Raw genomic sequence first — 17,994 nt, 5'->3', positions numbered from 1 at the left:
GCACCGTTCCGTTTGTTTGGTCGGTCGGGCTCTCTGTTTAGAGGAGGATTGTTTGAACGTAAATTGGGAAGGATTGCTGCCGATTCGCGGCGAGGTCATCGTCATTGAGGACGACCCAACTCTGCAGTCGCTCATGACCGATATCATGGATGAGATTGGTGCGAAGACTGTCCCGTTCGCGACAGCGGATGATGCGTTGACCTACCTGCTCGAAGCACATGGTGAATGCGTCCTTGTGATCGCCGATCACGGCGTCCCCGGCCAAGTCCAAGGCATCGAGTTCATACAGATGGTCAAAGGCAGATGGCCTCACATCGCTGCGATACTTACCTCGGGTTATCTGATCGAGAGCACCGAAGTGCCAGCTCAAACTATTTACCTGCACAAGCCTTGGTCGCTGGATGAGATGGTTGTGGCAGTGGCGGAGCTTATGCAGCCCGGAAACCCCATAAGTAAACGCTAAGCCTGGCTTCGAAATCGTGAGGCCATGCCGGATTTGGTTGGTGCTCAGCGGATGAAGCTGGATCTCCACTGCCCTGAATCAATACAAGGGGTGAAGTCCCTGAATTTTTTGAATTTTTCCGCGATCGATGACTCCGTTAGATCAGAGCAGACGGAGTAAGTCATGGAAAACAACCTATTCGTCATCAATTACAAGCTTCACGGTGTGCCCAAGTCCTTCATCATCCGTAGCAAATCGATGCAAAACGCTGATGCCTGGCACTGGGCTAGTTGCGATGCGGGTGTAGCACCCATTCCCAGACCTGGTCGCCCGCCGCTGAAGATGGTGTCCAAACCTCAAGCCGAAAGATTTGGCATTACCGATGTCACCTGGCGAGCCAGCTCAACGTAGCAGTGCGTGGTATGGCGCGGGCTATTGATGAATCCGCTTCATGTCGTAACAGCCCGCAAAGTCCGATTATCCGCTGAATATTCCGACATCAGCTTTTGAAACCAACGCTGATTCGATCCGTAGTCCACTCTGAAAATACAATCGAGGTCACGATGTCGCCTTTCGATATCCAGCGGATGCTGATAGACGAATTTCCCTTAACGTTTTTGCTGGAGGTAGGTTTCAGGGCCACTTTCGCGTTCCTCGCAGTGTTTCTTTTTTTGAAATCCAGCGGTCGACGAGGGATCAGACAGCTTTCACTTTTTGAGCTGGTCGTGATTCTGACATTGGGCTCAGCGGCAGGAGACGTGTCTTTCTACCATGACGTTCCGCTATTGCCGGTTGCAGTGGTCTTTCTCACGCTCCTGCTTCTGTACCGGCTTACCGTTCTGGTGATGACGAAGAGCAAGAAGTTCGAAGCCTGGATGGATGGGCTTCCGGTAACGGTCATTCGTGACGGTCTCTACGAGCTCAAGTCTTTAGAAACGTTGAACATCTCATCTAACGAATTGCTGATGGAGTTACGACAGCAAGGGGTTGAACATCTCGGACAAGTAAGGCTTGGGCTCGTTGAGACCGACGGCGACGTCAGCCTTTATTTTTTCGAACAGAAAGATCTGCGCCCTGGGCTGTCCGTCCTGCCATTAGAGCATCGTGCCGAGTTTGAAACTGCGCCTGCATCGGGTTCGTATTGCTGCGTAAATTGCGGTTTCCCCCAGCACATGGTGGAGGCTCAACGAGCAGACTGCCCTCGGTGCAACCACAGCATTTGGTCAACTGCCCTCAACAGTCCACGCTGTCGGTGACGCGTCCCGCAATGTCGGTCGCCCTTACAGCACGCGCAACGCTGCGACTCCGCGCCCGACGTAAAAAAGAGCCCCGTAGGGCTCTCTTATCTCAACGCATAATTATTTGGTTAGCCATGACTCAACGGTTTCAGAACCGTGCTCCGCTTTCCAGTCTTTGAGGCCACGATGGTTACCGCCCTTGGTTTCGATTACTTCACCAGTGTGCGGATTTTTATAGGTCTTGACTTGGCGGGGCTTGCGCCGCCCAAAGTTTGATTGGACAGCGGGTTCGCGACGACCAGCTCGTGGGTCAAGCACGTTGATTACGTCTTTCAGGCTGTAACCGTATTTCGCAAGGAGATCACGCAGCTTATTCTCAAACTCAATTTCTTTTTTAAGATCAGCGTCACCTTTTAGCGCTTCCAACGCCTTGAGTTGTTCTGCGAGATGTCTTTCTAATTGGCGGTATTCTGCGAGCTTGGACATGGACATTCTCTTTGGACGGTTGGTGAAGGTCTTTATGAAATAATATCTCAGATTTATAGATGGATAATCTAGCGATGATCATCACTGCGTGCAGAATCAACCTTAATCTGGCCCGATTCACCTAACGTGCGGTATTGCTCACGAAGTTTTCTGAGTTCACTCGATCCCATTTGCTCCAAACCGAGCGTGGCATTCTGCGCATCGTGAGTAGCTCGTATAAGCTCATCAATCTTCAGATGCAGGATGTCGTTGTCACGGTTCTGGGTGTTCTGAATCAGGAACACCATCAGGAAAGTAATGATTGTGGTCGACGTATTGATGATGAGCTGCCATGTATCGTTGTAGTGGAAGTATGGGCCGGTCGCCGCCCAGGCGATGATCAACAAAATTGCGCTCAAAAACGTCTTCGGGCTGCCAGCCCAATTGGATAGCGATTGGCAGAAAAGGGAAAATCTCATAACACACACTCTGGATGAACACAGTCTGTTGACCGCATAGAAGCCAGAAATACTTTATTACATTTTAACCGTCTGTCGGTTTCGAGTTTCCCGCACGGCCTTCCTTCAGCACTAACAAAATTTGAACGCCTGATTCCACCGACTGGTCATTTCTTCATGCAGCCCACATGCGTGGACATGCAAATGACGCGTCTCGACACCGAGACTTATACAGTGGAGAGGAGAAATAAGATGGCTAGAAAAACTGTTGAAGACCTGTTTATCCACGAACTTTCCGATATTTATAGCGCTGAGAAACAGATCACTCGCGCCCTCCCGCGCATGGCACGCGCGGCGACCAATCCTCTCTTGGCTGAAGCCTTCAATGCGCACCTGGAGGAAACCCAAGGACAGATTGAGCGGATTGACCAGCTCGTCGAATTGACTGGCTTAAAGCTCAAGCGCATGAAGTGCGTAGCGATGGAGGGACTGGTCGAAGAATCGAAAGAGCTTTTGGAGGAAATCGAGAAAGGTGCCGTTCTCGATGCGGGACTTATTGGCGCCGCGCAAAAGGTCGAGCACTACGAGATCGCCAGTTACGGCACGTTGATCGCTATGGCGAAGCACTTGAACTTAACTGATGCTGCCAAGCTCCTCAGCGCAACACTTGCCGAAGAGAAAGCTACGGACGACAAACTGTCGAAGATCGCCGAGCAAGGTGGTAATCAAGCGGCAACCATGGAATCAAAGTAACGCACGACCTGGTGACATGGGCGAAGTTGTGAAAACAACATCGCCTTTTTTCTACAGCGTTCTTTCAGAGATTTCTCCCCCCTCACCTTGCCTGTTCGTCGCCGCGGCCTCAGTGCGCCCCGTGAACGCATGCATACCATGTCAGCAGCACGGACGCGCTGAACGCCAAACACCGACGCACGACGAAAACTTTCGTGGCTCACAGGCAAGTGCTGGCAGTGCTAGCCGCGTTTCATTTGCGGTGATCGACATTCAGCTAATGCACAAGGATTCGCCCTATCCCTCCCCGCCAGAAAAAGACGATATCTCGGGAAAATTAATCGTAAACGTTGTGCCCTCGTCGGCAGTCGAGTGCACAGCGATATCGCCTCCATGTGCAATAGCAATTTCCCGGACTATGAAGAGGCCAAGCCCCACGCTACGGTTCTGACTATCCTGGTCTGAACCACGGGTCATCGGTTCGAAAAGCTTGGATCGAGCGGACTCAGGAATCGCCGCGCCGAAGTTGTGAACCGAAATGCTTGCACGGTTAACATCAAGGCTGGAGATGACAGTAATCGGTTTTTTCTGGTCGCCGTACGCCGCACTGTTGGCGACTAGGTTACCGATGATCTGTTGTATACGGTCAGCGTCGAGTTCGACATTTCCCCGCCCAACCGTTTGGTGCTGAAGATCGACATCTGGAAAGGCAACTCGTAGCTCTGCGACGCTCTTAGCTACTACCGAATGTAGGTCAATGGCTGAACGCGAGACAGATATACCTCGTCCGACTCTAGCTAAAGCAAAATCCAAAAGGTCAGTTATCATTCGATGCGCCCGATCCGTGGAGTTGCTGATGTGGTTCAGCATGAGCTTTTCCTTCCCGTCAGGCATTTTCCGACCGAGAATCTCTGCCGCCATTTTGATTGCCGTCAATGGGTTCTTCAGGTCATGGCTAACGATCGCAACCATTTGCTCCGCGAATAACGCGCGACGCTGAGCTTTTTCATAAGCTTTGTTTAGCTTCGTCTGCGCCTGCGACAACGCTGCATCAGCGGCCACTTTATTCGCGAGAAGCTCTTCAGCGAGTTGCTTGGCTTTCAATAGCTCACGTTCGTAGTGATCCCGGTCGGTGGTACAGAACAACGCCAGTTGATAAATAACGCCGGAATCATGCTGCTGACGAATACCATTGAGCAGCATTGAAATTAAGGTTTTGTCGCGGTGAACCACATCCAACTTTACCTCGGCCACCGAGCCCTGCATCTGTATCAGTGGCGCCCAATGTGTTTGGTGGAAAATTCGTCCGCCCATCGTGAGGAGATCTTGAAAGCGCCGGCGCTCCAGGTCGGTTTTCTCCCAACCGATCCAGGTACAGAAAGTTTTATTGGCGCTCAGGATGCTGCCGTCTTCCCGAGTAACGACCAAGCCGCAAGGCGCGTTGTCGAAAAGCGACTGCGAATCGGGAATTAGGGACGGTTCACCGGCCATCGCCGCCTTCCGTCCAGGGCGAAAGGAAGCTGTCCATCGCTTCAGAGCATGCACTGGGCACACTCATATGCGGACAATGACCAACATTGGAAACTAGACAGAGGGTGCTATTGGGCAGGATCTGATGCAGGTACTCACCTACGGCGACCGGGGCGATGATGTCATCCGTGGATTGCAATATCAGCGTCGGAGTTTCTAAACCGACTACGTCATCCCGGTTATCCGACATGAACGTCACTCGGGCAAATTGCTTCGCGATCTCCGGATCAGTACGGCAAAAGCTGTTCGTCAGCTTCTCACCAAGAGCCGGTTGGCCAGGAGCGCCCATGATGACGGGTGCCATGGTGCTCGACCAGCCGAGATAATTGCTGTCGAGGGTATCCAGCAATGAGTGGATGTCCTCAAGCTTAAATCCCCCGACATAATCCCCGGAGTCGACATAGCAAGGGGACGGGCCAATCATCACGTGAGCGTCGATGCGGTCGCTGTGAGCCCTATCTGCCAATACGCCGATCATGGCACTGACGGAGTGACCGACCGCTATGACTGGGCCACTGGCGAACTCGTTGATGACTTCAGCCAGATCTTGCGCATAACCGTCTAACGAACTGTACTTTTCCGAATCATAAGCCGTGAGATCAGACTGTCCCGCGCCGACAAGATCATAAAGAACGACCCTGAATCGATTCGTAAAATGGTCGACGAGGTAACACCACATGCTTTGGTCGCAACCAAATCCGTGGGAAAAAACGAGAGTTGCCGGGCCATTACCGAGCACGTTCACATTATTGCGATGTTGGGCGGACATGCATGACGCTCCGGACGGCCAAAAGAATTTCAGGCGCAGCACGCAGTGTAGCTAGCTAAGCACTACAGGTCACGAATAGGATCGATTCCAGAGAATCCTCTTACGCTTACCAGCTGCATCTATGAGACTTCGCGCTTTAGCCTCGTCATGAGTCGATATAGACACGATGGTTGATGCAAGCGAACCAGCTTCGCTTTTGGTTCACGCGTATGGAGCATGTAGGGGGCTACAGATAGTCTTTTGCAGACCATCCTGGCATTGAGGTTGTGGGTGCAACCGCCCCGTTCCTAGCTCGGCACTGATCGTCAATTTCGTCCAGAAAAGCTCGCCATTGATATCTGTCGATTACGCCGATAATCAATAGTGCCTCGCAATAGCCGAGGAGATAAGCATGACGTTTGTCAAAATTGCTTCGGCTTGAAGCTCTTCGCAAGCCAGCGAGACTTTGTCCGAGATGTATGAGCGCCGCGTCGGTAGTCATAGGCATGGGAGCGCCTCCTGTTCTTTGCAAGTCCAGCGCTGCACAGTGGTGTTGCACTCTATAAATACAATCAACAAGCTTGAACTTTCACACTACGTTCGTCATTGGACAACTGAATTGCGGTCATGTCACGGGCTAATCAGTCGTCGAGGTCTGACGCCAGTGAAAGCGGCTGAATCAAATGTGAGCCCTGATTACGAACGTTTCCCACCTCCTTGCTGACCTTGTACCAATGAAAACCTGTAGCGGGCCTGCATTGCTCCATCGCTAGTTCGCGAGCTCGCTCAGGTGAGGTATCCGGGTCAATCCATTCACGCGCATGCTCCGGCGATAAGACTAAGGGCTTGCGATCGTGGATATCGACCATGCCTTCATCACTCGCAGCGGTGATGATGACAAAGCCGTCGCGGTCATCCGGCTCCGTACCTTCGTGCACCTCGGCCAACCCCGCGAAGAACATGGGAATTTGCTCTTTCAGAGTAATGAAATACGGCTGCTTTTTCTTCGGATCCTCTTCCTTTACCCATTCGAACCAGCCATTCGCCGGAGCAAGCACGCGTCCGTTTGGCCAGAGCCGATTGAAAAATTTGCCGGTGATGACGGTCTCGACTCTCGCGTTTATTGGATCAGGACGCTTACCCTTCGCCCAGAATGGCGCCCATCCCCATCTGACCTTATCAATGCTCAAGCCCTCTCGAACCGGCCGGATGATTTCGACCCGCGTCGACGGCGCGACGTTGTATCGCTCAATGGGCCGAAGGTCATAGCCATTGATAACTAGCTGCTTTGGCGCAAGCTCCTTGAGGTAGTGATCCATCGATTCGTAGATCGAGTAGCGTCCGCACATGCTGTCACCCGTCGAAATGTCGTGCCTATGAGATTGACCGCAAGCGAACCAAATCATTAACTGTATGCATGTACAGTTAACCTCCTAAGGCTTGCATCATGAGCATCACCCTCCTCGGCCCACTCGCTACTGGCGGTAAGCAGCTGCCCCTTTATTCATCCAAGGTACCGGCGGGCTTCCCTTCCCCTGCGGCTGACCACATCGAAAAGCACATTTCCCTGGATGAGCTGTTCGATATCAGGGCGCCGCACGTGTATCTGGTGAGGATTGATGGGGATAGCATGCAGGGCGCGGGCATCTATTCCGGGGATATGGTGATCGTCGATCGAAGCATCGAAGCGGTCAGTGGCGATATCGTTATCGCCGCGTTGAATTCGGAACCATTCTGCAAGCGTCTGCTTCTGCGCGAGAACGCCGTGATTCTCCTATCGGAAAACCCGAAATATCCGGCTAGACATGTCATGGAAGGCGATGAGCTTGTGATCTGGGTGGTGGTGAAATACAGCGTGCGCGATCATGACAACACGTGAGCCTGTCTTCGTCCTGATCGACTGCAACTCGTTTTACGCGAGCTGCGAGCGAGTCTTTAGACCGGACCTCGCCAAGATACCTGTTGTGGTGCTGTCCAACAACGACGGCTGTGTGATCGCGCGTAGCTACGACGCCAAGCCTTTCGTGAAGATGGGCCAGCCGTACTTCCAGATCAAAGACCATCTACGCCGGCATGGAGTGGTGGCATTCAGCAGCAATTACGCTCTGTACGGTGACATGAGCGAGCGCGTCATGACGATCATCGAATCGATGGTGCCGGCACTTGAGGTCTACAGCATTGATGAAGCATTTGCTGATTTGACGGGCATGCCTGGAGATCTGTCCGCGTTCGGCAGGCACATGCGCTCCACCCTTCTCAAGCGCACAGGCATTCCAGTCGGGGTGGGCATTGCCGGCACCAAGACGCTGGCGAAGCTCGCAAACCATACCGCCAAAAGGCTGCTGAATATCACCGGAGGTGTGGTCGATCTCTGCGATCCGTTCAAACGGGACTGGACGCTGCGCAACACCAATGTCGGCGAAGTCTGGGGCATTGGCAAGCGCATGAAGGCTCACCTGGGAACGATGTGCATCAAGACCGCCATGGACTTAGCGAAAGCCAATCCATGGATGCTTCGCCAGAAATTCAGCGTGGTGATCGAGAAGACTGCTCGCGAACTGGCCGGTACCCCATGCTTGGAACTGGGGGCAGCAGACCCACCGAAGCAGGAGATTTGCTGTAGCCGAATGTTCGGCATGCGGCTCACGCAGATCAAGCCGATCAAGGTAGCGGTCGCCACCTACACCCAACGCGCAGCGGAAAAGCTCCGAGCGCAAAACTCGCTGTGCAAGAAGATTCGCGTGAGCATTCGCACCGGCATGTTCAAGCCCGAGAAAGCGAAATATGCGAATGGCGCCTTGGTGGAATTGCCGTACCCAACCAACGACGTGCGGCTGATGACGAAGGCTGCGACCGAAGCGGTCAATCGCCTCTTCCGCCCAGGCTACAAATACGGCAAAGCGGAGGTTTCGCTGACGGATCTGCGCCAGCCCGGCGAATTCACTGGCGACCTCTTTGCGCATTCGCAGCCTGCTATGGCGGACAAAGTGATGGAGCTGTTGGATGAGATCAACAGCCAATGGGGAGAGGGAGTTATTCGATTGGCCAGCGTGCCGGCTGCACCTAGTTGGGCGATGCGTCGCGAACTGATGAGTAGAAGTTACACGACGAAGATAGATCAGCTGTGAACGGTGAGAGCAAAGTAGCGCCGAACAGATGGGCCTCTACCGCCGCAGAAACGGGCAGCCTTGAACGGCTGCTTACGGCCAGAAGCGGACGTTCCACGTCTTCTAAAGTCGATCCAAAAGGGACATCGGGGGTGTCGATCGTGGCCTCAGCACAGATTTTCAATTTCTATAGCGACCTGGACAGCGTGATGGCAGTTTACTAGCCTGCATGAAGCCGTCCACGCCTTGCGTTGTATGGGGCATCCATGGACTTTATCAGTGCTTTTTTGGAGGTCAGGATGACTTTTACAGCAATTCGTGGCGGTACTGATTTAGCGGATGAAACGGAGCTTGAGGCACATCTCGCTTCGCTCCTGAGACTTGAAAACATCGGCCTCCTTCTAGGCGCCGGCGCATCGGTTGCTGCTGGTGGCCTTACGATGATCGCGCTTTGGACTAGGTTTGTAACAGAGTGCCCAGAAGACGCTGCCTGGATGGTTGAGCATGGATTCATTCGCGGGGACGCCACCACACTTCCAAGACCCGCTACACCCAACTTTGAGCATTTAATCGATAGCCTTGAAATCGCCCTGTCCGACTGGACTCGGCAAATGGGCATGTTCAGTGATGATGCGATTGAATACGCGCCAGGCGAGCGGGATCTGGAGGAAAACCTCAGCGACCTGAAGAAGGTAAAGGCAGCGCTTTTAAGAACCGTTGTCAGCGCTGCCGTGCTCCGGCAGCAGTGGTGGCTCTCACCCAGCGGCGTTGAGTCGGACGACGATGGTCTCGCAAGCCAGCGGACAATTCTTCAGAAACTGGTTTCCGCTCGCCAACCGGGTCAGTCATCACCTTGGGTATTCACCACAAATTATGATCTAGCTATCGAGTGGGCAGCGGAATCCATTGACCTTCAAGTCTCGAATGGCTTCCTCGGCACTCATACCCGGCGCTTTTCCCCACAGAGCTTCGACCTTGGCTTCCGAAACACCCAAGCCCGGGGCGAAGCCAGATTCGGCGTCTACAACATTTATCTCGCAAAACTGCATGGGTCATTGACCTGGAAACAGGAATGCGGCCAGGTATTTGAGGTGTCTGCGCCGCTTGCCCATCAACGCATTGAAGCGTTCATGGCTGAGCGGGACGGCGAGGACTTGGGGCTGATGGTTATGCCGAGGGCAGCGAAATACATGGACACCATCGGCTACGTTCTAGGTGAGCTTTTTAGAAGGTTTGCAGAGTTTATGTCCAAACCGCAGAGCTGCTTGATCTTATGTGGCTACGGGTTTGGGGATGAACATATCAATCGGCTGATTAGGTCGGCTTTGCTCAATCCCACGCTTCAACTGGTCATTTACTCCTCCGGGTTTAACGGTGATCCGGCGGATCAAACCTTGCCTCCAGCATTGCGAAAATTACTTTCGCTGAAAAACCCACGCATCACCTTGGTGGGTGGTGGTTCCGCTCACGCTTACATTGATTCGCTCGCGCGGAATCTGCCTGACCCTCTCATATACGACGAGGACATGCGCAAATTTGAGAAGGCTTTGAGGGAGCCGCGAGAACTTCAAGGCGAGGCAGCAGCACCGAGGATGGGGGAATGAGAGGGCGCCTTCCTGTCGGGTATGTGGTAAGAATCGAAGGCTCAGACGTCACCCTCAATTTGCTTGATATGCACCGAGGTCAATTAGCATCGCATGCCCAAGGAATATCGTCAGTGACGGAGATCGGTAGTCTCTTAGTGCTGGATGCAGGAAGTCGGGCCTTGGTAATGAAGGTTGTCTCACTTAGCTTCGACGAGCCTCGCGAAGCCCATCGACTGGGGATAGGTTCTAGCACCCATCAAACTGAGCCGCTGCGTAACATTTCAGGTGCGGTTGTCGGACGGCTGTCCAGAAAAGAGGGCAAGGCGCGCTTTACCAGCGACTCACTTGCAACCCCTCCTCTTGGGGCTGAGGCCTTTCCTCTTAGCACGGAGGAACTGGCCGCAATCCTGTGTTCTGACGATGAGGACGATGTCCCTCTTAAGTTGGGTGATGACTTACGTGGGGGCGGAAGCTTGAAAGTGGGGCTCAAAAATTTGATCTCCAGGCATGTCGCGGTGCTGGGCAGTTCGGGCCAAGGTAAGAGCTGTTTTACAGCAGCAGTGCTCCAGCAAATAGTGAAACTACCCCGTGCGCGGATTGTTATCTTCGATATTAATGGCGAGTATGAAGCCGCGCTCAACGTTCCAGAGCTTCCAGATGGTGCCGTGAAATGCACGACCGTTGGAGGGCCGGGACCGGACACCTTTAAAATTCCGTATTACGCACTGGGGCGGCACGGCCTCAACAGGCTTTTGATTCCTAGCGAAAAAACACAGCGGCCAGCGCTAACATTCGCACTGGAACACCTCCACCAAGTCCGGTGGTTTCCCCAACTGAGGGGGGCTGGTTTGACAAATGACACAACGCCTTTCCTATTCGACGATTGCCGTCAGGGAGGAGCCGCTGATGCTGATAGCCGGATTCGGCAGATCCGCAATGGACAAGCTGGCGCAGCGACAATTTGGCCTCATATGGCCGCTCTCGCGTCACTAGTAGCTGAAAGCCACGGGATACAACCCTCTCAGAGGAATGGGGCGGAGAGAAATGCCTTCAGCTATTCGAACGTTTCGCCACTCATTACCAGGATCAATCGGTTCGCTGAAGATCCTATGTTCCGCTCTGTCGTCGATGTAGATGGTGGAGTAGGTACTGGGACTTCGCTCAATTGGGCGCATGAATCCACCAACCTAGTGGAGCATATCTTTGGCGGTCAGGATGTGCCATGGCGGGTACATATCATAAACCTGAGACATTTATCACACGATCTGACCCCATTCATTCTAGGCTCTCTCTTGGAGCTTTACGCCTACGAGCTTTTTCGGAGAGGGCAGGAGAACAAAATCCCAACCTTGCTCGTTCTAGAGGAGGCACACCATTATCTGCGCCCTATCGGTTCCGGCGACGATGCAGGTGAAAACGCACTTGCATATGAACGGCTTGCAAAAGAAGGGAGGAAGTTTGGCCTTGCGCTTTGGTTGAGTACACAAAGGCCATCAGAGATATCTCCTACGGTTCTCTCGCAGTGTAACAATTGGGTGTCCTTCAGGCTGACATCTGAAAAGGATTTGGCTGCGATTCAATCGGCCAGTGAGTGGGCTGATCGACGGGAAATCCGTCGTATTGCGGGTTTACCAAGGCAGACAGCGATTGTTTTCGGCGGGAGCATTGCTATGCCAACACTCATTCGAGCTGCTGATGCCTCACCTACGCCTCATTCCGGCGATGCTGATTTCAGTGGCTGGGCAACCGGAAGGCCTGAGGCACCACCACCACCACCACCACCACCACCACCACCACCACCACCACTTCCATGGAACGAACCGCCGCCAGAACCCGCTTACGATGATGATGTACCGTTTTAGGAGCTGACGGGTCTTAGCTCTAGACTTCCATCTCTCAGTATTCACAGTCGAAGTAAGCTGTTAAGAGGCGAGCGCGGGCCGCATTAGTCGTTCCCTAATCGTGGAGCATCCTGCGATCTTCAGTTGGCTCGTTGCGGTGACGCTCTGAGCTTAGCGTTCCGGCGTCTACGGTTCGAAGGTTTTGAGGTCATTGGCGAATGTCTCCTTTTGGCCGAAAGCGGCCGCCTGAGAATAGCCACTTTCTAGCCGATTAATGACAGTCTCAACGATTCCTAGCACCCCCGTAATTTCATGATTGCCTCTGTTATCGCTTTTGCGTTTGCATCCAGTGCCCCCAAAGCAGCGACGGCGTTATCCGCAACAATGTCTGCGCCATCCCCTGAAATCCAATGAGTGATCTCTTCGATAGCCGCACCGAGCGCATGCTGGTTGTGCAGCAGCAGCAGCGTCAGCGCATCGGCAGTGGCGACATTGCAATCCGAGTTATTTGGCATTTGTATCGTCCTTGACTGATAGGTCCGGAAGCTAATTCGTGTTTACCAGAACAGATTAGCCCAAGCATATTCACTGGATTAACGGAAGTGCTTTTAGTTATTTGTAATTGATATCGGATTTTTTCGGGCTCTTGGCTTACGCTTGGTCTCGGGAATCTGACGAATCTGAATCAACTGCTGTTCCAAGGTTTCAGCACGGGCTAGCTGCGCCGCGGCATGCTGCTGTGCTTGGCTCAGTTCGCTCTGGGCCAACTCCAGCTTTCGTTGCAGGTCGTCATACTTTCGGCTGGCGGCCTTTAACTGGTTTACTGCGGCTTTCCCCTCCTCCCGGGCGCGATCGATCTCGCGATGGGCGCGATCCTCAACCCCACGCAGATAACTGTCCTGAGCTGTTCGCTCCTGTTCATGCTTCTGTCGTAACGCCTGGAGATGTTGCTGAAGTGCCTGGTTTTGCTGTTGGGTATCATGCCGCTCGCGCGACAACACGTCACGCTGCTGCTGCAGCTCCTCGATCTGCGTCTGCCGCTGTACCAGCAGCAGATCCAGGTCAGCCAACCGCGATTCGACCGCCTGACGCTCGGTCACGGCCTCTGTGACCTGTTGGCGTCCCTTTGCTAGATCCTGTCGCACTTGATCCTCGACCGTCGCCAGTCGTTCACGCTCGGCCTCCAATACTTCGCGCTGCTGAGCCAAAGCTTGTTCGGCCACACCTTGCGCTAAGTGAATCGCCTGTTGCCACACGGCAACAAAGGCTTGTGACACTTCACCGGGTAATGTCGGCAGTCGCGTTTCGCCATTCAGACGTTCGGCCAAACGCGCCCACCAAATATCCAGTAGCCCGCCGACTCGCGCCGGGCTACCTCGACCCAGTTCCAGGCGTACACGTTCGACCGTCGGCCGCTCACCGCGGGCCAACACTGCGTCCGCGGCGGCAAAAACGTCGTTTTCCGGTACCCCTACTGCCATGGCTCACCTCGGCGTATATTAGGTCTGATAATTTAATGTTATCCGACATTATTTTTTAAATATTGGAATTATCATACGTTGAACGTATTAAATATTACAGATCAGTTGACACTGGTCGACGAAACGCCCCTAGACCCGCAAACCCTAGCGCTCCACACCCAGGAAGCTGCGGCGGCGTTTATCGCCGCTGGCACCGCAGCCAATACCGTGCGCAGCTATCGCAGCGCCCTCGCCTACTGGTCGGCCTGGCTGCAATTGCGTTACGGCCAGGCATTGGGCGATGCGCCGCTCCCAGCGGCCGTGGCGGTGCAGTTTGTCCTCGATCATCTGGCGCGGCCGTTGGCCGACGGCACTTGGGCACACCTGCTGCCGCCAGGCATCGACGCCCTACTGATCGCTGCCCGGGTCAAGAGCAAGCTGGGACCACTGGCGTTCAACACGGTGAGCCATCGCCTAGCCGTCTTGGGCAAATGGCATCGGATCAATGAGTGGGGCAGCCCGACCGAGGCGCCGGCGTTAAAAACGCTGCTGCGCGAGGCACGCAAGGCGCAGGCACGCCAGGGCGTGAACGTGCGCAAGAAAACCGCGATCGTGCTCGAGCCGTTGCAGGCACTGCTCGCCACCTGTGACGACGGCGTGCGCGGCATACGTGACCGCGCCCTTCTCTTGCTGGCCTGGAGCGGTGGCGGTCGGCGTCGCTCGGAAGTGGTCGGCCTGCAGGTCAGCGATGTGCGTCGACTGGATGCCGACACCTGGCTGTACGCGCTCGGCGCGACTAAGACCGACACCGGTGGCGTTCGTCGGGAGAAGCCGCTGCGAGGTCCTGCAGCGCAGGCCCTCGCCGCTTGGCTGGCCGCCGCTCCCGCCGACAGCGGTCCGCTGTTTCGCCGGTTGTACAAGGGAGGGCGGGTCGGCGCGAGTGGCCTGAGCGGCGACCAGGTTGCGCGGATTGTCAAACGCCGCGCCGCATTGGCCGGGCTCGACGGGGACTGGGCCGCGCACAGCCTGCGCTCAGGCTTCGTCACCGAAGCGGGACGCCAGGGCGTGCCGCTCGGTGAGGTGATGGCGATGACCGAGCACCGCAGTGTGAGCACGGTGATGGGCTACTTCCAGGCCGGTTCTTTGCTTGGCAGTCGGGCCAGCCAATTACTCTCCGATCCGTCGGTAGCGGCTGCGCAGCCTGATGAGGGGGCGTCGTTGGTTGTGCAGAGCGACTTAACATCCTAGCGCTACCCAATCCATGCATCGGGCTGCCATACGATCGACGCACGGCTTTCCACGAAGTAGGCGCGCTAGAGTTCTACCGAGTCGACGGACAAATTCCCGAGCCGCTTGCAGGTAGCGCAACCTCTTGCAGTGAATGCTCGTCAAGATGTTTGCTAGACTGCAAGTAGAGGGTCGTCGGGCACAGCGCAGGGAACCCTACCGAGCGTCAGTGTACTCAATGAAATTACCAGGGCGGGACGGGATGGCCTTCTTGGGATGACTGCCTCATGAGTTGTTTATAGGAACTTTGGGGATCTTGCCAAGCGGCGGCTGCGCGTCTATCTGGAGTGCATCACCAAGCCCGCAAGCAGGCGCGGTGATTGATCAAGGAAGGCCTGGTTCAAGGCGCTGCGCTTGATCAGCGCAGGGAGAAACCGTGGTATTGGAAGTCCCCGTGTAGGGTTCATCCATGATGATTGCCTGTCGGAGCAGCCCATGGCAATACTGCAAAAAATCTATTTCATTCCCAGTCTGGGTCAGGAAATCACCGATTTTCTACTGAGCACCATCCCCTTGCGCAGGCAGCGCAAAGTGGCGCGCTATCTTCAGCACTTTGACTTATGGTTGCGCCATACACAGTACAAATCACTCAGTGAGAGCCTGCTGCCGCTAGAGGCCTACGTGTATTTTTATCTTTCACATATCAGTGTCTACCCGGGTGAGCCCACAGAGCCCAGGAACTACTATCTGCCTGTATACATCGACGATTTGCTCATCCAACGTCAACTGAAGGGCTTGGGTCGACTGAGCAGCCGCCAGGCCGCTTCTAGAATCGCCGCCGTCATGCGTTGGCAGGAACATCGCTTCGGCAAAAATCTGGCCCCCTTGCGCTCCCAAATGAAGAAGCTCTACCGTCAAGCCGCCCACTTTGTCCGTACCACTGAGCTCACAGCGCATGCAAAGCTGTACTCAGGCGAAGGCCTGGAACTGATAAGCGCCACCTGCCGGGGGCTGGACCACTGGGTGAGAGATCTGGCCATGCTTCGCGTATTGCAGGAAACGGGATGCACCACCTCCGATCTCGCCAAAATTCGCTGCGCTGATTTGTTTTCCGAAGGCGCCGATTTCTGGTACCTCCAATTCGATAATGGAAAAGAAGCCCACCTGGCTGACGATACGGCCATACTCCTGCAGGTACTGCTAGGCCGGCATCATCACCTGGCCAAGTACCGCTGTAATCATGACCATTTGTTCAGCATGGGGGATGCTCAGGTTGAGTTCACCATGGACGCTCATGACATAGAGACCGTCTTGGAGCGCCGCTATCGCTTCTCGCTCATGGTGACGAGTGTAAACTGCGCTCAGGCAGTCGACCTTTACTGTCACGACGCAGAACCCTTTCCGAATGGATTTGTCAGTGTAGGAACGGAAGTAAACTCCATCGATGAAGCACGCACAAAAGTTGTCAATCTCCAGTTTTCGCCCGAGGTTGACAATAGACTGACGCGTGGGGCATCGACAGCGCTGGATGACCAATATTGCTACGTAGATTGGGATGACGCGATCCGTAACTCCAGGATAGCTTCGGACGCTGCGAAAGATACAAGCCCTTCTGGCATATCCGCCTCGCTGTCGCGTACCAATTTCAGTAACGGTCAGGTCTTTATTACCGAAGACGATAACGACAACTGAGTCGCTGGTGAATGAGGCACTAGTTTCTTTAGTCTGCAGAAGACTAATGCGACAGAGCTGCGATTGCCGCACGCAGCTCTTCAGCAGTCATACACGGCCGGCCCATTCCAATCAGCGCGCAACGAGCGCAAAAATGAAATGTACAAGTTGCGTCAGTTGCCAGTACTACCACTGCCCATGCAGCAGGGCCGACGGTACGGTGATAGACGATGCCGCTTGATTCGGGGTCGCCGGCATCGGGCTCGGGGGCTGATAACGATTGCAGTTGCATGGCCATGAAGTGAGCGACCTCATGCGCGAATATTTTCATTATCAGCCAGTGCTTTTCGGGCTTTCCTTTTAATAGCGTAAACACTTCGTGTTCCCGCTTGGAGTCAAGCCAGGCTCTAAGCTTACTGGTTAGAGAGCGCCGCGCTTTCGAACGCAAATCCGCGGGCGCTTGTATGTCATACCAAAAGCAGAGCCAGTCAAGATAGCCGGCCAGCCGATACCCTGACCGAGGAATTTCAGTCCCCTCAATGTTTCTCCACATTCCAGCCAAGCGCCGGTTGCTCAGCCGGATGCCCGGTAACACGCGCTTTCTTATCTGCCGAAAGATACTTTTCAGCGCAGGAACAAGAGCGGCGACCGCCTCATCGCTCAGCGCCTCCTCAAGGATTACACAACGGCCGGTGTTGGTTGTCCGGTAAAAGCCAGCCCCAGGCCCGCCACGACCTGCGGTAACCCAGCTTTGAACTTCTTTATACAGTGCGCGTTGGCGCACGACAAAATCGTGGGTGACAGCGGAAAATTGCACAGTATTATCGAAATACAAATTCGTAGGCTGACTGATATCAAAATAGATCCTCCGGCCTCTGCCACGCTCAAAGATCCGATGCGCCAACGTCAGGCGATTGAGCCCAGATTTATTTAGGTACGACCATCCACTGCTGCTTTCTTTGTACCACAGCAGTCGTCCGCAATGGTGGCAAGCGTATGCCTCCTGGAACAACCTGCTGTTCAGTGAATAATCCATGGACCCACCACAAGTTCGGCAGGTTTGGGTCAGCTCGACTTGATGGACTGGACACTGCTGGATGAGCAGGTACTGGAAGATGGAATAATGCACACCACGCGCCAGGCACAATGGACAAACTCTTAGTGTGGTGGCGACGTGTTCACTGAAAGGCTGTGCTGATGGGACTAAAAAAAGAGCATCTTGTTGTGCGCCATCCAGGCTAAAGCATTCTTGGAGCGCCACAGGATTAACGGACGCGCTATGGGCAAGGTTTAACCATCGGCTACGCCTACCCCCTTCCGGATTCTTTACCGGGGCGAAGACCTTGACCACAGCATCGCCACGGATGACGTTGTACAGCGCAAACCGGCTAAGAATAGAATAGGCAGACTCGTAGACTATGTACCGAGGAACTACAGGGCAGTAACTAGGTACAACGCTGAGCGTTTTCGCATCAGGGACAATGATCAT

The 17,994-nt window shown here is 54.3% G+C and carries 18 protein-coding genes; 10 read left to right on the top strand and 8 right to left on the bottom strand.

Translation table 11 applies throughout. The annotated features are described in order from the left end of the window. Window positions 1-52: 52 nt before the first annotated feature. The 3 genes from J3P97_RS13565 to J3P97_RS13555 all read left to right on the top strand — a co-directional run bounded on the left by J3P97_RS13565 (window position 53) and on the right by J3P97_RS13555 (window position 1,698). Window positions 53-463 (top strand): response regulator, encoded by a 411-nt coding sequence (locus tag J3P97_RS13565; RefSeq protein ID WP_434674470.1) that lies wholly within the window; start codon window positions 53-55, stop codon window positions 461-463. A gap of 162 nt (window positions 464-625) precedes the next feature. Beyond that, window positions 626-853, top strand: coding sequence for a DUF6555 family protein (locus tag J3P97_RS13560; RefSeq protein WP_122746257.1), 228 nt, complete (start codon window positions 626-628; stop codon window positions 851-853). Between the two features lie 152 nt (window positions 854-1,005). Further along, a complete protein-coding gene (locus J3P97_RS13555) occupies window positions 1,006-1,698 on the top strand; it encodes a DUF421 domain-containing protein (RefSeq protein ID WP_024013811.1) in 693 nt (230 codons plus the stop codon). Between the two features lie 102 nt (window positions 1,699-1,800). Here the strand turns inward: J3P97_RS13555 and J3P97_RS13550 are convergent, their stop codons facing one another. Then, on the bottom strand, window positions 1,801-2,166 hold the full coding sequence (locus J3P97_RS13550; RefSeq protein ID WP_434674469.1) for a histone-like nucleoid-structuring protein, MvaT/MvaU family: 366 nt from the start codon (window positions 2,164-2,166) through the stop codon (window positions 1,801-1,803). 68 nt (window positions 2,167-2,234) lie between these two features. Further along, window positions 2,235-2,624, bottom strand: coding sequence for a low affinity iron permease family protein (locus tag J3P97_RS13545; protein WP_024013813.1), 390 nt, complete (start codon window positions 2,622-2,624; stop codon window positions 2,235-2,237). A 231-nt stretch (window positions 2,625-2,855) separates the two neighbouring features. Between J3P97_RS13545 and J3P97_RS13540 the strand changes: the two genes are divergently transcribed. Continuing rightward, window positions 2,856-3,356, top strand: coding sequence for a ferritin-like domain-containing protein (locus J3P97_RS13540; protein ID WP_039768421.1), 501 nt, complete (start codon window positions 2,856-2,858; stop codon window positions 3,354-3,356). Between the two features lie 276 nt (window positions 3,357-3,632). Here the strand turns inward: J3P97_RS13540 and J3P97_RS13535 are convergent, their stop codons facing one another. The 3 genes from J3P97_RS13535 to J3P97_RS13525 all read right to left on the bottom strand — a co-directional run bounded on the left by J3P97_RS13535 (window position 3,633) and on the right by J3P97_RS13525 (window position 6,962). Beyond that, window positions 3,633-4,826: an ATP-binding protein gene (locus tag J3P97_RS13535; RefSeq protein WP_434674468.1), complete on the bottom strand. Its 1,194-nt coding sequence runs from the start codon at window positions 4,824-4,826 to the stop codon at window positions 3,633-3,635. Next, on the bottom strand, window positions 4,816-5,634 hold the full coding sequence (locus J3P97_RS13530) for an alpha/beta fold hydrolase (protein ID WP_434674467.1): 819 nt from the start codon (window positions 5,632-5,634) through the stop codon (window positions 4,816-4,818). Before J3P97_RS13530 ends, J3P97_RS13535 begins: the two co-directional genes overlap by 11 nt. Window positions 5,635-6,254: 620 nt before the next feature. Continuing rightward, window positions 6,255-6,962, bottom strand: a complete 708-nt coding sequence (locus J3P97_RS13525; RefSeq protein ID WP_434674466.1) for an SOS response-associated peptidase family protein — start codon at window positions 6,960-6,962, stop codon at window positions 6,255-6,257. Window positions 6,963-7,060: 98 nt separating this feature from the next. On the opposite strand from J3P97_RS13525, the gene J3P97_RS13520 reads away from it, so the two are divergent. The 4 genes from J3P97_RS13520 to herA all read left to right on the top strand — a co-directional run bounded on the left by J3P97_RS13520 (window position 7,061) and on the right by herA (window position 12,168). Further along, complete coding sequence (locus J3P97_RS13520; protein ID WP_434674465.1) at window positions 7,061-7,492, top strand: LexA family protein; 432 nt, start codon at window positions 7,061-7,063, stop codon at window positions 7,490-7,492. Further along, on the top strand, window positions 7,479-8,741 hold the full coding sequence (gene umuC, locus J3P97_RS13515) for a translesion error-prone DNA polymerase V subunit UmuC (RefSeq protein ID WP_434674464.1): 1,263 nt from the start codon (window positions 7,479-7,481) through the stop codon (window positions 8,739-8,741). Before J3P97_RS13520 ends, umuC begins: the two co-directional genes overlap by 14 nt. Before the next feature lie 245 nt (window positions 8,742-8,986). Further along, complete coding sequence (locus J3P97_RS13510; protein WP_434674463.1) at window positions 8,987-10,324, top strand: SIR2 family anti-phage-associated protein; 1,338 nt, start codon at window positions 8,987-8,989, stop codon at window positions 10,322-10,324. After that, window positions 10,321-12,168, top strand: coding sequence for an anti-phage-associated helicase HerA (herA, locus tag J3P97_RS13505; RefSeq protein ID WP_434674462.1), 1,848 nt, complete (start codon window positions 10,321-10,323; stop codon window positions 12,166-12,168). The genes J3P97_RS13510 and herA overlap by 4 nt, the downstream gene beginning before the upstream one ends. 272 nt (window positions 12,169-12,440) lie before the next feature. Here the strand turns inward: herA and J3P97_RS13500 are convergent, their stop codons facing one another. Next, window positions 12,441-12,662, bottom strand: coding sequence for a hypothetical protein (locus J3P97_RS13500; RefSeq protein WP_434674461.1), 222 nt, complete (start codon window positions 12,660-12,662; stop codon window positions 12,441-12,443). 93 nt (window positions 12,663-12,755) lie between these two features. After that, window positions 12,756-13,628, bottom strand: coding sequence for a DNA-binding protein (locus J3P97_RS13495; protein ID WP_434674460.1), 873 nt, complete (start codon window positions 13,626-13,628; stop codon window positions 12,756-12,758). A 78-nt stretch (window positions 13,629-13,706) separates the two neighbouring features. Here J3P97_RS13495 and J3P97_RS13490 point away from each other — a divergent pair, with 78 nt between their 5' ends. Then, the gene (locus J3P97_RS13490; RefSeq protein ID WP_434674459.1) at window positions 13,707-14,855 is read left to right on the top strand and encodes a site-specific integrase; all 1,149 of its coding nucleotides are present in this window, start codon (window positions 13,707-13,709) and stop codon (window positions 14,853-14,855) included. 474 nt (window positions 14,856-15,329) lie between these two features. Next, on the top strand, window positions 15,330-16,526 hold the full coding sequence (locus J3P97_RS13485) for a hypothetical protein (protein ID WP_434674458.1): 1,197 nt from the start codon (window positions 15,330-15,332) through the stop codon (window positions 16,524-16,526). Between the two features lie 43 nt (window positions 16,527-16,569). On the opposite strand, the gene J3P97_RS13480 is transcribed toward J3P97_RS13485, so the two are convergent. Beyond that, the gene (locus J3P97_RS13480; RefSeq protein ID WP_434674457.1) at window positions 16,570-17,994 is read right to left on the bottom strand and encodes a TniQ family protein; all 1,425 of its coding nucleotides are present in this window, start codon (window positions 17,992-17,994) and stop codon (window positions 16,570-16,572) included.

It is taken from the genome of Pseudomonas sp. R1-15, from assembly GCF_051132085.1.
Lineage (GTDB): Bacteria > Pseudomonadota > Gammaproteobacteria > Pseudomonadales > Pseudomonadaceae > Aquipseudomonas.
This window is presented reverse-complemented; position numbering and strand designations above follow the sequence as displayed.